The sequence below is a fragment of the Burkholderia mayonis genome (assembly GCF_001523745.2).
In the GTDB taxonomy this organism is placed as follows: Bacteria; Pseudomonadota; Gammaproteobacteria; order Burkholderiales; family Burkholderiaceae; genus Burkholderia; species Burkholderia mayonis.
This window is the reverse complement of sequence record NZ_CP013386.1, coordinates 1,744,870-1,758,216: the sequence shown is the minus strand read 5'-3', so window position 1 is coordinate 1,758,216 and position 13,347 is coordinate 1,744,870. Positions and strand designations below refer to the sequence as shown.

Annotated in this window: 11 protein-coding genes; 2 read left to right on the top strand and 9 right to left on the bottom strand. The window is 67.8% G+C overall.

The genetic code is table 11. From position 1 onward, the window contains the following. Positions 1-83 precede the first annotated feature (83 nt). The 6 genes from WS70_RS08800 to WS70_RS08775 all read right to left on the bottom strand — a co-directional run bounded on the left by WS70_RS08800 (position 84) and on the right by WS70_RS08775 (position 7,943). A complete protein-coding gene (locus WS70_RS08800; RefSeq protein WP_059470113.1) occupies positions 84-596 on the bottom strand; it encodes a fimbrial protein in 513 nt (170 codons plus the stop codon). Between the two features lie 481 nt (positions 597-1,077). Then, positions 1,078-1,443: a hypothetical protein gene (locus WS70_RS08795; protein ID WP_159082872.1), complete on the bottom strand. Its 366-nt coding sequence runs from the start codon at positions 1,441-1,443 to the stop codon at positions 1,078-1,080. Positions 1,444-1,587: 144 nt separating this feature from the next. Continuing rightward, a complete protein-coding gene (locus tag WS70_RS31415) occupies positions 1,588-1,995 on the bottom strand; it encodes a hypothetical protein (protein ID WP_159082871.1) in 408 nt (135 codons plus the stop codon). Continuing rightward, on the bottom strand, positions 1,992-3,596 hold the full coding sequence (locus tag WS70_RS08785) for an efflux transporter outer membrane subunit (RefSeq protein ID WP_059597048.1): 1,605 nt from the start codon (positions 3,594-3,596) through the stop codon (positions 1,992-1,994). The genes WS70_RS31415 and WS70_RS08785 overlap by 4 nt, the downstream gene beginning before the upstream one ends. Then, on the bottom strand, positions 3,596-6,727 hold the full coding sequence (locus WS70_RS08780; protein ID WP_059470116.1) for a multidrug efflux RND transporter permease subunit: 3,132 nt from the start codon (positions 6,725-6,727) through the stop codon (positions 3,596-3,598). Before WS70_RS08780 ends, WS70_RS08785 begins: the two co-directional genes overlap by 1 nt. 16 nt (positions 6,728-6,743) lie before the next feature. Further along, complete coding sequence (locus WS70_RS08775; protein ID WP_059597049.1) at positions 6,744-7,943, bottom strand: MexX/AxyX family multidrug efflux RND transporter periplasmic adaptor subunit; 1,200 nt, start codon at positions 7,941-7,943, stop codon at positions 6,744-6,746. 147 nt (positions 7,944-8,090) lie between these two features. On the opposite strand from WS70_RS08775, the gene WS70_RS08770 reads away from it, so the two are divergent. After that, positions 8,091-8,762 carry a TetR family transcriptional regulator gene (locus tag WS70_RS08770; protein WP_059597050.1) on the top strand — a complete coding sequence of 224 codons (672 nt, stop codon included), beginning with the start codon at positions 8,091-8,093 and terminating at the stop codon, positions 8,760-8,762. Positions 8,763-9,071: 309 nt separating this feature from the next. Beyond that, positions 9,072-10,445 carry a M23 family metallopeptidase gene (locus WS70_RS08760; protein ID WP_059597051.1) on the top strand — a complete coding sequence of 458 codons (1,374 nt, stop codon included), beginning with the start codon at positions 9,072-9,074 and terminating at the stop codon, positions 10,443-10,445. 221 nt (positions 10,446-10,666) lie between these two features. Here WS70_RS08760 and WS70_RS08755 read toward each other — a convergent pair whose 3' ends face one another. The 3 genes from WS70_RS08755 to WS70_RS08745 form a co-directional block, all read right to left on the bottom strand. Then, complete coding sequence (locus WS70_RS08755; protein WP_059470120.1) at positions 10,667-11,410, bottom strand: amino acid ABC transporter permease; 744 nt, start codon at positions 11,408-11,410, stop codon at positions 10,667-10,669. A 2-nt stretch (positions 11,411-11,412) separates the two neighbouring features. Next, a complete protein-coding gene (locus WS70_RS08750) occupies positions 11,413-12,138 on the bottom strand; it encodes an amino acid ABC transporter permease (RefSeq protein ID WP_059597141.1) in 726 nt (241 codons plus the stop codon). 267 nt (positions 12,139-12,405) lie between these two features. Further along, the gene (locus WS70_RS08745; RefSeq protein ID WP_059470121.1) at positions 12,406-13,221 is read right to left on the bottom strand and encodes an ABC transporter substrate-binding protein; all 816 of its coding nucleotides are present in this window, start codon (positions 13,219-13,221) and stop codon (positions 12,406-12,408) included. Between the last annotated feature and the right edge of the window lie 126 nt (positions 13,222-13,347).

Below are 13,347 nucleotides of genomic sequence, written 5' to 3'. Positions count from 1 at the left end.
AAAAAACGGGACAGCGAAAGGCATCGCGCGAAGAAAGGGCGCGCGCCCTTCCCTCGCGATGCGGCTCGGCGAGCCGCGCCGGCTTACTGGTAGCGGACCGTGAAGTTCGCGACGCCGTCGGCCGTGCCCGGCGTGACGCCTGCGGCGGTCGATTCGTACATCGCGGCGAAGCGCGCGACGCTCGTGCCGTTGCTCAGCACGACCGGGCCCTTCTGCTCCGCGCCGTTGTCGAGGTATTCGCCCGACGCCGATTGCAGGCGGATGCCGACGTTCTTCGCCGAGCCGACCGTCGCGATCAGCTTCGGCTGCGTTGCGTTCGACGTGCCCGTGAACGTGAAGTACGCGTTCTGCGCGACGCTCGTGTCGCAATCGACCAGCTTGATGTCGAAGTTCTGCGGGGTCGACTTGTCGCCGGCTGCCTTGAACGTGTTCGCAGGGACGAAGCCGAGACGCACGGTCTGATCCACCGAACCCGCGTCGATGCCGCATGCGCCCGCGACGATCTCGCCCGTGAAGTTGATGGTGCCGGTGCCGGCGGCGAACGCCGACGTGGACAGCGCGGCGCAGGCGGCGGCGGACAGGAGTGCTTTTTTCATGGCTAATTCCGTAACGTGACAATGAGGGTTTGACGATTTGTCGGACGTATTCGCAATGCGTGGAAATGCATCGCAATGCGCTGGCCTTGGCTCGTCGCGACGAATCGCATTATCAAGATGAATCAGAAAGCATTTTGTAAAACAATGTCAAACAATTGCATTACATTAAATTTTCCAACTGCTTGCTAAACGTTTGCCTGCCGAACGATTTTTCGCCCTTTTGCGGCGCTGGGCACATGTGCCGGATTGAATTCAATTCATTGTTTTTATTGATATAAATTCGTCACATCGATCTACTTCACTTGTTGCCGCAAGCGGCCTGCGACATCGCCGCGAGGCATCGAAAAATCAACGTTTTCCCGACATTTCCATAACGGTTGTTAAATTGCAACATTGAATATCTCTTTCGGTTGATTTTGAGATATCGATTGCATCGGGAATTTATGGCGCAATCGTTTGCGTTCCCGCGTAATCGCTCATTTCATATATTTCCATTTATCGCAATCACGCGAATACACATGAATTTGAATTTATTTGGCAATTGAAATGCAAATTCATATTTATGAGATAAGTAAGTTTCCGATTTCATGCGCGCGCAATCGTTTGCCAATTGAAAACGAGCATGGGGGAAACGTTTGCAAATGGACATCGGGCAATAAGGCCGGCGGATTCGGTCGGGTACCGCCCTCGCCCCCCGCTCGAACCGAGCAGCCTCGATGGTCGGCGAATGTGATTGGTCGGCGCGGCGGCGGTCGTCGAATCGATTCGATCGCCGCGCTTGTCGGCGAGATGGCGGCCTGCCGGCACGATCGCGCTCGACGGCGCCGAGCGACAGGCTTGCGAGCATTCGAGCGCCGTCGCCGAGTTCGGCATGGCAGCGATGTGGCCGGATCGATCGCCACGAAAACGCGCCGGGCGCTTTACGTCGATGCCGGGCGGCGGAGATGGAACGGGTGAACGCGAACGTGTGCGTGTCGCGAGGTCGAGCGATTTATTGATTTGCGCAGCGGAACCCGCGGCGGCTCGCGAGCGCGGGTCCTGCGGGCAATATGGAAAGATCGAGGCCGCTGGACGACGGGTGTCGTCCCTCGGGAATCGTCATCGGCTCAACGGAAACCGACGCAACGGAACCGTGGTGCGGACGAGCGATGCGCTCCTCGTTGGGGCAACGCTTCACGGCCGGTTCGGTGAACGCGACGCGCTCGCGTCCATTGCGCATCGGCGCATCACACATCGAATCGGCGAATCGGCGAATCGGCGAATCGGCGAATCGCCAAATCGAATCCGCTCTTCCGGCCGATCCTGCATTGCGCGTGGACGACGACGCGCGCGCCGCCCTGCCGGCCCCGGCAAAATGCGTATCGAAGCGAGCAGGCGTGCGCGGCCCGCTCGCGCTCACGCGCAGGCGTCGCCGCCGCCGCACGCGGCGCGCGACCATCCTCCGCCGAGCGCGCGATACAGTGTGATCGCGTTCGTGAGCCGCAACTGCTTCAAGCGAATCAGTTCCTGCCCGGACTCGAACGTGCTGCGCTGCGCATCGAGCAGTTCCAGATAGCTCGCGACGCCGCTGCCGTAGCGCCGCTCCGCGAGCCTCAGCCGCTCGGCGTCCGCGCCGTACACCGCCTGCTGCGCATCGAGTTGCGCGTCGATCTGATCGCGGGCCGCGAGCGCGTCGGCGACTTCGCGGAACGCGATCTGGATCGTTTTCTCGTATTCAGCGACCGCGATGTGCCTGCGCGCGTCGGCGACGTCGAGGTTCGCGCGATTGCGCCCGCCCGCGAAGATCGGCAGCGTGAGCCGCGGCGCGAACGTCCACACGCTCGCGCCGCCCGAGAAGAGTCCCGCGAACGCGTCGCTGACCGAACCGATCTCCGTCGTGAGCGCGATGCGCGGAAAGAACGCGGCGCGCGCGGCGCCGATGTTCGCATTCGCCGCGACGAGCCGCTGCTCGGCCTGCCGGATGTCCGGCCGCTGCTCGAGCAGATCCGACGACAGCCCCGGCGACACCGCCGCGACCGCGAGCTCGTCGAGCGCGGGCGCATCGGCGCGCAGTGTCGTCCCGAAGTCGCCCGCGAGCAGTTTCAGCGCACTCGTCGCCTGCGTGTGCTCGCGCTCGAGCGCCGCCTTCGACGCGCGCGCCGACGCGACGAGCATCTCGGCCGTGCGCAGCTCGATCGCCGTGCCGGTGCCGGCCGCATAGCGGCGCTGCGTCAGCGCATACGTCGCGTCGCGTGCGGCGAGCGTGCGCCCGGCGAGCTTCAGCTGATCGACGAGCGCGCGTTCGGTCACGTACGCGGACGCGACTTCGGCAATCAGGCTGATGCGCGCCGCGCGCTGCCCTTCGGCCGTCGCGAAGTACTCGGCGAGCGCCGCGTCGGACAGGCTCTTCACGCGGCCGAACAGATCGATCTCGAACGCGCTCACGCCGACGCCTGCGCGATACAGCGTGCTCGTCGCGCTCTCGCGCAGCACCGGGTCGTACTGGCGCGTGCGCTCGTAGCCGAGATTGCCGTCGATCGACGGCAGCCGGTCCGCGCGCGCGACGCCATAGAGGCCGCGTGCTTCCTGAATGCGCAGCGTCGCGATCCGCAGATCGCGGTTGTTCACGAGCGCCGCGTCGATCAGCGCGCGCAGCGACGGATCGGTGAAGTACGCGCGCCAGTCGTCGAGGCGCATGTCGTGCATGTCGTGCGTGTCGTGCATGTCGGCCGCTTCGTGCGCGTCGCCGGCCTCGCGCGTATCACGCATATCGCGCTCGCCACGGTCGGCCGCTGCGGCATCCGATGCCGCGGCGGCCGTTGCCGTCGCGTGTACGCCCCGCGACGCGCCCGCCGCCGAGGGCGCGTAGCGCGCGGGCACGGGCGCCGCCGGCCGTTCGTAGCGCGGCGCGAGCGTGCAGCCCGCGACGAGCGCCGCCGCGAGCGCGATCGGCCACGCCCGCCGCGCATCCGGCTGTCGCAGGCGGCATCGCTTGCCCTGCAAGGGCAGACATTTCATCATCACTTGGTCTCCAGTGCCGCGTGCGCGCTGCCGCGCCGGCGCGAGCCGACGTCGAACACGCGGCCGACGCACACGAAAAAGAGCGGGACGAGGAAGATCGCGAACAGCGTCGCGCTGATCACGCCGCCGAGCACGCCCGTGCCGATCGCGACCTGCGCGCCGGACGCGGCGCCCGTCGCGAACGCGAGCGGCAGCACGCCGACGCCGAACGCGAGCGACGTCATCACGATCGGCCGCAGCCGCAGCCGTGCGGCTTCGAGCGCCGCGTCGGCAAGCGACATCCGTTGCGCAACCAGATCCTTCGCGACCTCGACGATCAGGATCGCGTTCTTCGCCGACAACCCGATCGTCGCGATCAGTCCCACCTTGAAGTAAATATCGTTGGGCATCCCGCGCAGCGTGACGCCCGCCACCGCGCCGATCACGCCAAGCGGTACGACGAGCATCACCGCGAACGGAATCGACCAGCTCTCGTACAGCGCCGCGAGCGCGAGAAACACGACGAGCACCGACAGCGCAAACAGCATCGGCGCCTGCGCGCCCGACAGCCGTTCTTCGTACGACTGCCCGGACCACGCATAGCCGACGCCCGCCGGCAGCGTCGACGCGATCCGCTCGATCGCCGCCATCGCCTCGCCGCTGCTGTGTCCCGCCGCGGCCGAGCCGTTGATCGTGAACGACGGGAAGCCGTTGTAGCGCGTCAACTGCGGCGGGCCCATCGTCCAGCGCAGCGTCGCGAACGCGGACAGCGGCACCATCTCGCCCTTCGAATTGCGCACGCGCAGCTTCGTCACGTCGTCGGGATCGAGCCGGTGCCGCCCGTCCGCCTGCACGATCACGCGGCGCACCTGCGCGCCGTGCATGAAGTCGCCGATGTATTCGGAGCCGAACATCACCGCGAGCGTCGCGTTGATCTCGTCCATCGACACGCCGAGCGCCGACGCCTTCGCGCGATCGATGTCGAGCTTGAGCTGCGGCGCGTCCTGCGTGCCGGCGAACATCAGATCGGTCAGCACGGCGTTCGCGTGCCCTTCGGCGAGCAGCCTCTCGCGCGCGGCGACGAGCGCCGCGTAGCCGAGCCCGCCGCGATCCTGCAGACGGAAATCGAAGCCGCCCGTCGAGCCGAGATCGGGCAAGGCGGGCGAATTCATCGCGAACACCGTCGTGTTCGGCGTGCCCGCGAAGCGTTCGTTGATCCGTGCGACGATCGCCTGCACCTGGTCGTGCGCGCGCTTGCGCTCCTTCCAGTCCTTCAGCGTGACGAAGATCATCCCGCCGTTCGGCCCTTCGCCGTACAGGTTGAAGCCGCCGAGCGCGAACGTGTACGCGCTCGGCTCCTTGTTGCGCACGTATTCCTCGACGCGCCGCACGCTCTGCATCGTCTCCGCGAGCGGCGTGCCCTGCGGGCGGATCACCATCACCATGAAGTTGCCCTGGTCCTCGTCCGGCAGGAACGCGGTCGGCAGCTTCATGAGCAGCAGCACGGCGCCCGCCGTCAGCGCGCCGTACACGACGAGCCAGCGCAGCGGACGCTTCAGCACCTGGCCAACGCGCGCTGCGTAGCGGTTCGTCGCGCGCGCGACGAAGCGGTTGAACCAGCCGAAGAAGCCGCCCTTCTCGTGATGGTCGTCGGCGACGGGTTTCAGCAGCGTCGCGCACAGCGCGGGCGTGAGCGACAGTGCGAGGAACGCCGAGAAGCCGATCGACACCGCGAGCGCGAGCGCGAACTGCCGGTAGATGTTGCCGACCGCGCCGCCGAAGAACGCCATCGGCACGAACACCGACGTCAGCACGACGGTGATCCCGACGATCGCGCCGCTGATCTGCTTCATCGCCTTCACGGTCGCCTCGTACGGCGGCAGTTTCTCCTCGACCATCAGCCGCTCGACGTTCTCGACGACGACGATCGCATCGTCGACGAGGATGCCGATCGCGAGCACCATCCCGAACATCGTCAGCACGTTGATCGAGAAGCCCGCGGCGAGCATCGCGCCGAACGTGCCGAGCAGCGCGACGGGCACGACGAGCGTCGGGATCAGCGTCGCGCGGAAGTTCTGCATGAAGAGGAACATCACCGCGAACACGAGCACGCCCGCCTCGACGAGCGTCGTCACGACCTTGCTCATCGACACGCGCACGAACGACGACGTCTCGTACGGAATCTGGTACGTGACGCCCGCCGGGAAGAACTTCGACAGCGCGTCCATCGTCGCGCGCACGCGCTTTTCGGTCGCGACCGCGTTCGATCCCGCCGCGAGCTTGATGCCCATGCCGGTCGCCGTCTTGCCGTTCACGAACGACGGATAGTTGTAGTCGTTGCCGCCGAACTCGATTTTCGCGACGTCGCGCAGATAGAGCGTCGAGCCGTCGGCGCGCGCGCGCAGCGCGATCGCGCCGAACGCGTCGGGCGTCGACAGCGGCGCGTCGGCGAGCACGGTTGCCGCGATCGGCGCGCTGTCCGGCACCGCGCTGCGGCCAATGTCGCCGATCGTCACGCGCGCGTTGTGCGCGCGCACGGCCGTCGCGATGTCGGATGCCGTCAGATTGAGCGCCGCCATCTTGACCGGGTCCGGCCAGATCCGCATCGCGTATTCGGCGCCCCAGAACTGCACCTTGCCGACGCCTTCGACGCGCCGCAGCGCCTGCACGACGTTCGCCGACGCGTATTCGCCGAGCTGCACGGCCGACATCCGTCCGTCTTCCGACGTGAGCGACACGACGAGCTGGATGTTGTCGGCCGCCTTTTCGACCGAAATGCCGTCGCGCCGCACGGGTTCGGGCAGCCTCGCCTCGACGGTCTTCAGCCGGTTCTGCACGTCGACCGCCGCGAGATCGGCGCTCACGCCCTGCTTGAACGTCAGGTACAGCGACGCCTGGCCGGCGCTGCTCGTCGCCGACGTATACAGGAGGCCGGGCACGCCGTTCATCTCGCGCTCGATCACGGCCGTGACCGATTCCTCGACGACCTGCGCGGACGCGCCCGGATACGTCGCGTAGATGCTGACGACGGGCGGCGCGATGTCCGGATACTGCGCGACGGGCAGCGCGCGAATCGCGAAGATGCCGCCCAGCATGATGAATAGCGAGATCACCCAGGCGAACACCGGGCGATCGATGAAGAAACGAGCCATGATCGAGTTGTGCTTGTCAGGTTTGGCGCTTCGCGGGCGCGGCGGCCGCGCCCGGCCCGGAGGCCGGTTGCGCGGGCGCGTCGCGCTCGACCGCCTTCACGGTCGCGCCTGCTTCGAATTGCGCGGCGTCGTCGACGACGATGCGCTCGCCGCCGTGAAGCCCGCGCGTGACGATCCAGTCGCGGCCTTTCATCTGCGAGGCCTCGACCGTCACGTCGCGAATCTTTCCGTCCTTGTCGACGACCTTGACGGTCGTGCTGTCGGCGGTGCGCAGGAGCGCGTCGCGCGGCACGAGGAACGCGTCGCGCGCGATCGCGCGCTCGAGCGTGATCCGCACGTACGCGCCCGGCAGCAGCTCGCGCTCCGGATTCGGAAAGAGCGCGCGCATCGCGACCGTGTCGGTCGACGGATCGACCGCGAGATCCGCGAACAGCAGCTTGCCCTTGCGCGCATACGTACTGCCGTCCGGGCGCACGAGCGCCACCTCGACGTCCCGCTGCGCGATGCCCGCCGCGCGGCCGCTCTTCACCGCGCGCCGCAGCGACTCGACGTCGGCGGCCGGCTGCGAGAAGTTCACGTAGATCGGATCGAGCTGCTCGACGGTCGTGAGCGGCGTCGCCTGGTCCTGGCCGACGAGCGCGCCTTCGGTGACGAGCGCGCGGCGCGCGCGGCCGTCGATCGGCGCGGTGACGGTCGCGTAGTCGAGCTGCAGTTGCGCACGCGCGAGCTCCGCGCGCGCCGACGCGACGGCCGCCCGCGCCTGCCGCTCGTCGGCGAGCGCCTCGGTGTGATCGCGCTCGCTGACCGCCCGGTCGCGCACGAGCTCGTCGTAGCGGCGCCGCTTGTCGAGCGCCGCGAGATGCGCGGCCTGCGCCTTCTCGAGCGCGCCCGCGGCCGCATCGCGCGCCGCCTTGAACGGCGCGGGATCGATCTTGAACAGCACCGCGCCGCGCTTCACTTCCTGTCCTTCTTCGTACGTGCGCGCGGTCACGATGCCCGCGACCCGCGCGCGCACCTCGGCTTGCCGGTAGGCGTCGAGCCGGCCCGGCAATTCGACCGAGAGCGGCACCGACGCTTTCTTCGCCGTGACGACGGTCGCCTGGCGCGGCGCGGCCGCCTCGCCGCCGCCGTCGCGCTTGCCGCAGCCAACGGCGACGAACGCCGCGACGGCGAGCGCCGCCCACAAGCGGCGCATGCGCGCCCATTCGTATTTCATTGTTTTCCTCGCGATTCGTTCGGCCCGGGACGAACTTGGGGGCCGGTCAGGGAGATCGATTATAATCAGTCGCGACTGATTAAATAATGTCGCTTGATAGAATGTCGCAAGAAAACGACAAGCAATAGAAAGGGAGAGTCGACCTACATGGCCCGCAAGACACGCGAAGAATCGTTGAACACGAAGAACCGGATCCTCGACGCCGCCGAGCTCGTGCTGCTCGAAAAAGGCGTCGGACAGACCGCGATGGCCGATATCGCGGAAGCGGCCGGCATGTCGCGCGGCGCGGTCTACGGACATTTCAAGGGCAAGCTCGAAGTGTGTGTCGCGATGTGCGACCGCGCGTTCTCGCGCGCGGTCGAGGGATTCGAGCTGTCCGACGAGCGCCCCGCGCTCGCAACGCTGCGCCTAGCCGCGTCGCACTACCTGCATCAATGCGGCGAGCCCGGCTCGATGCAGCGCGTGCTCGAGATCCTCTACATGAAATGTGAGCAGAGCGAAGAAAACGCGCCGCTGCTGCGCCGCCGCGCGCTCTACGAATTGCAGGCGCTGCGGATCACGAAGGCGCTGCTGCGCCGCGCGGTCCTCACAGGCGAACTCGACGCGTCGCTCGACGTGCATCTCGCGGGCGTCCATTTCCTGTCCCTGCTCGAAGGCATCTTCGGCTCGATGATCTGGACGACGCGGCTGCGCGGCGACCGCTGGGGCGATGCCGAGGCGATGCTCGACGCGGGCGTCGATGCGCTGCGCGCGTCGCCCGCGCTGCGGCGCGCCCAAGATTGCACGTCACGCGCGCCGGCGCGCGCAATTGCGCACTGAGTGCGCCGACTATCCGCCCCTACATAAAATCGTCAACCGTGCGGAACAATTGCGCGCGCCGCGCGGTCATTCAAGTTGGCGTCGATTCATCATATGGGTTTGAAACCTCGAGAGCCGAATCGCCGTTCGGAGCGGACATCGTCCGCGTCGTTGGGCCGAACGGTGCGCAGCGGGGCGCGGTCCGGTCGTGATCGCGCCCCGCTGCGTTGAACGTCCAGGCGCTGCCGCCCGCTTCGGCGCGAGCCTTTCCGCAGCCGCCCGCCCACCCTCTTTCGTTTCGAACCGCCTTTTTCAAGGATGTGGACACCGTTGGCCAAGCCATTCGCGCATACCGTTTCCGTTTCTTCCGGCGATCCCGCGTCCGCCGCCGGATCGCCGGCCCAGGCCGCCGCCCCCCGCTCGTTCAAACGCAAGCTGCCCGCGGCGAGCACGCTCGCCGCGCTGATCGCATTCGGTCTCGCGGCGCTGCCTGCCGTGTCGAAGTCGCCTGATGCGTCGACCGCGAACGCCGCACGCACACCGCAGCGCGTGCTCGCCGACGCGCCGTTTCCGAGCGCGCAGCGCTTCGTCACAAACGAACTCGAGCGCATGATCGCCGAGCAGGCGCCGCACGCCGATCCGCTGCAGGCACACGCCGATCGAACCGATCCGGCGGGCGCCGACTCGACGCCGGGCCTAACGCGGCCCGGCCTGGCGCGGCCCGGCCTCTTCGCGTCGCTCGCCGAGCATCGCAACGAACTGCTCGGTTACGACGGCCGCGCGTTCTCGCTCGCGGATTCGGTGCTCGCGCCGACCGACGGCGGCGTGCGCTCGGGAGCGATCGAGCAGACGCTTGCCGACACGCTCAATCAGATCGACATCCCGCCCGAAGTGCGGATCCAGATCGGCGACCTGATCTCCGACCGCGTTCATTCGCACGCGAACGCGCAGCCGGGCGATCGCTACCGGATCGCATTCGACGCCGCATCGGGCAAGCCGCGCGTGACCGCGCTCGAGCTGCGCGTCGCGGGCCGCAAGTTCGGCGCGATCTGGTTCAAGCCGCCGGGCGCGGCGGGCGGCGCGTATTACGCATTCGACGGCCAGCCGCTCGACGCGCCCGCGCTCACGATGCCCGTCGTCAGCACGCGAATCAGTTCGTATTTCGGCGAACGCATCCATCCGCTGTCGCACATCCTGCAAATGCACACGGGCGTCGACCTCGCCGCGCCGACCGGCACGCGCGTCGGCGCGGCGGCGGCAGGCGTCGTGTCGTTCGTCGGCTACGATCCCGGCGGCTACGGCAAGTACGTCGTGATCGATCATCCGGACCGCACGTCGACCTACTACGCGCACCTGTCGGCGTTCGCGCCGGGGCTCGAAGCCGGGATGACGGTCGCGCAGGGGCAGCGGATCGGCACGGTCGGCTCGACCGGCGCGGCGACGGGCCCGCATCTGCATTTCGAGGTCCGCGTCGACGATCAGCCGGTCGATCCGCTCGTCGCGCTTGCCAACGCGCAGAACACGCTGTCGGCGATGCAGCTCGACGCGTTCCGTCGCGTCGCGAGCGAAGCGCGCTTCCGGCTCGCGTCGAGCGGCGCGCGGCCGCTCGGCTTCGCGCAAGTCGACGCGCCGCTGTGGGCCGAGTTCGCGACCGATACGTCGACGCTGCGCGCGATCTTCAACACGCACTACGCGTCGTCGTGACGATGCGGTAGCGCAGGAGCCGCGCGCGTCGGCGCGCGAGGCTTCGATTCCGCCCGAGATTCGAGCGGCCGCGTCGTCTTCGGCAAATGCTTGCGCCGTCGTGCGATCCGCCACGCGCATCGCTCTCGATACGGCAATGCGCCGAAACGCCCGTGCAGACGCTGCCCGCGGCACGAACACGTCCCGCGCCCGCACGCCTTCCGCCGGGCGACGCTATCGCGCTATCGCGGCCCGCTCGACGCCGGCTGCGCGGCCGCCGCGCTCGGCGTCTCGCCGCCTTGCGGCGATCCGCGCCGATCGCGCGCGAGCAGCCACGTCGCCGCGACGTCGAGCGCGGTGCAGAGAATCAGATAGATGACGCCGACGAACAGAAAGACCTGCGCGGGATACACCATCAGCCGATTGTTGACCTGCGTCGCGACGAACGACAGCTCCGGCACGCCGACGATATACGCGAGCGACGTGTCCTTCACGAGCGACACCCACTGGTTGACGAACGACGGCGTCATGATCTTCACCGCCTGCGGCAGCAGCGCGTAGCGCACCGTCTGCCAGCGCGTGAGCCCGAGCGACAGGCCCGCCTGCCACTGCCCCGCGCCCGCCGCGCGAATCCCCGCATGCACCGAATGCGCGAGATACGCGCCGCCGATGAGCGACAGCGCGCACACGACGGCCGCGAGCCCCGGCACGTCGGCGTGCAATAGCACGGGCAGCAGGAAGTACGTCCAGAAGATCAGCATCAGCACCGGAATCGCACGGAAAAAACCGATCACGACGACGAGCACGCTGCGCAGCGCGCCCGTGGCGAGCGCGAGCGCGACGCCGCCCGCGACGCCCAGCGCGGCCGACGCGAGCGCCGATGTGATCGCGAGCGCGAGCGACAGCGCGGCGCCGCCGAGCGGGCCGTCCGGGAACGCGCCGACGAGCAGGTACGGCAGGTTGTTCGCGAGTATCGACAGATCCATCGTCAACGCCCCGCGAACGTGCGATCGCGACGCCGGACCGTCCACTGCGCGAGCGCCTCGACGACCGCGACCGCCGCGATGTACAGCACGGTCGACACGCCGAACGCGGCGAAGGTCCTGAAGGTCTCGGTCTCGACCTGGCGCGACGCGTACGACAGCTCGGCGACGCCGATCGCCATCGTCAGCGACGAGTTCTTGATCAGGTTCATGTATTGGCCGAACAGCGGCGGCAACGCGATCCGCACCGCCTGCGGCAGCACGACGAAGCGGAACGTCTGCAGCGGCGCGAGGCCGAGCGCGCTCGCCGCGTGATACTGGCCGGCCGGCACGCCGCGCAGCCCTGCGAGGAACTCCTCGGCGACGAACGCGCTCGTGTAGCAGCTCAAGCCGACCCAGCCGGCAACGAATTCGAACGACGGCCAATGCAGCTCGACGCCGCCCACCGCGATCGCGTGGCGCGCGTTGAGCCAGGCCATCACGGGCTCCGGCAGCAGCGACGCGACGCCGAAATACCAGAACAGGAGCTGCACGACGAGCGGCGTGTTGCGAAACGCGACGACGTAGGCGGCGGCCGCGCGCCTCGGCCACGCGCGCTTCGCATGACGCGCGATCGCCAGCGCGAAGCCCGCGAACGTCGCCGCGACGGCCGCCGCGACCGACAGGCCGAGCGTCAGCAGGAAGCCCTGCCATAACCACATCAGATACTTGGGAGCGAGCCAGGCGTCCATCTTGTCTGCTTGGGGCCGCCCGTGCGGCGGCCGCGTTTGCGTCTCGGGATTGCGCCGGCCTGCGCGCCCGCATGCGGCGCACGTCCGGTGCGAGTGCGGGCCACACGCGGTCTGCATGCGGCCCGTGCCGACCTCTGCGCGATATCGAATGCGCGCGTCGTACGCACGCCCGACCTCGCACGCGTGGCCGCCGAGCGCGGATCGCGCCCGACGCCCGCGCATCGCCGCGCGTATTCAGCGCTTGTTCAATGCTCGTTCAGCACTCGTTCAACGCTTGTCGCCGATCTTGAAGATCCGCGTGAGCGGCGTCTTCGTGCTCGGCCCGAACCACGCGTCGTAGATCCTGCCCGCGCGGCCGCCCGCTTCGAGGCCCTTCAGCGTGTCGTCGACGAACGCGACGAGCCGCGCCTCGCCCTTCGGCACGCCGACGCCCATGTAGTCGTTCGAGATCGTGAACGCCGGGATCTCGTAGTTCTGCTTGTCCGGCACGTTCGCGAGCAGGCCGATCAGCTTCGGGCCGTCCTGCGTGATCGCCTGCACGTTGCCCGCGCGCAGCGCGGCGAACGCGAACGGCGTGTCGTCGTATGCGACGATCGTCGCCTTCGGATACTTGTCGCGCAGCGTGACCTCGTTCGTCGTGCCCTTGTCCGCGCCGATGCGCAGGCCGTTCAACTGGTCGGCCGATTTCAGAACGCCCTTCTTCGCGAGGAACTGCTGGCCCGACGCGAAGTACGGAATGCTGAAGTCGACTTGCTTCGCACGCTCGTCGGTGATCGTGAAGTTCGCGAGCACGAGGTCGACCTTGCCCGACGTCAGGAACGGAATGCGGTTCGCGGGATTGGTCGGCTGCAGCTTCAGCTTGACGCCGAGCTTGTCGGCGAGCGCCTGCGCGTAGTCGACGTCGAGGCCGACGATGCGGTTCGTCTTCGGATCGACAAAGCCGAACGGCGGATTGCTGTCGAACGTCGCGACGCGCAGCACGCCCGCTTTCTTGATGTCGTCGAGGCGGTCAGCGTGCGCGGCCGCATGCGCGGCGATGAGCGAAAAACCGATGAGCCAGGTAGCGAGAGGCTTGAGTTTCATTGGCGATCTCTTGATCTCTTGTTTTGTCGTGAAGCCGGCGCGCGACGCGTCCGGCCGGATGAGCGACGCAGCGTGAAGCGCCGCGAGTCCGTCACCGTATCAGTGCATGCACCGCTTTCGAACCAA

Bases quoted from the DNA above. Each gene is read 5' to 3' on its own strand.
- WS70_RS08795 (WP_159082872.1), bottom strand. From the start codon at position 1,443: ATGCTCGCAAGCCTGTCGCTCGGCGCCGTCGAGCGCGATCGTGCCGGC.
- WS70_RS08775 (WP_059597049.1), bottom strand. From the start codon at position 7,943: ATGAAATACGAATGGGCGCGCATGCGCCGCTTGTGGGCGGCGCTCGCC.
- WS70_RS08780 (WP_059470116.1), bottom strand. From the start codon at position 6,727: ATGGCTCGTTTCTTCATCGATCGCCCGGTGTTCGCCTGGGTGATCTCG.
- WS70_RS08800 (WP_059470113.1), bottom strand. From the start codon at position 596: ATGAAAAAAGCACTCCTGTCCGCCGCCGCCTGCGCCGCGCTGTCCACG.
- WS70_RS08755 (WP_059470120.1), bottom strand. From the start codon at position 11,410: ATGGATCTGTCGATACTCGCGAACAACCTGCCGTACCTGCTCGTCGGC.
- WS70_RS08785 (WP_059597048.1), bottom strand. From the start codon at position 3,596: ATGATGAAATGTCTGCCCTTGCAGGGCAAGCGATGCCGCCTGCGACAG.
- WS70_RS08770 (WP_059597050.1), top strand. From the start codon at position 8,091: ATGGCCCGCAAGACACGCGAAGAATCGTTGAACACGAAGAACCGGATC.
- WS70_RS08745 (WP_059470121.1), bottom strand. From the start codon at position 13,221: ATGAAACTCAAGCCTCTCGCTACCTGGCTCATCGGTTTTTCGCTCATC.
- WS70_RS08750 (WP_059597141.1), bottom strand. From the start codon at position 12,138: ATGGACGCCTGGCTCGCTCCCAAGTATCTGATGTGGTTATGGCAGGGC.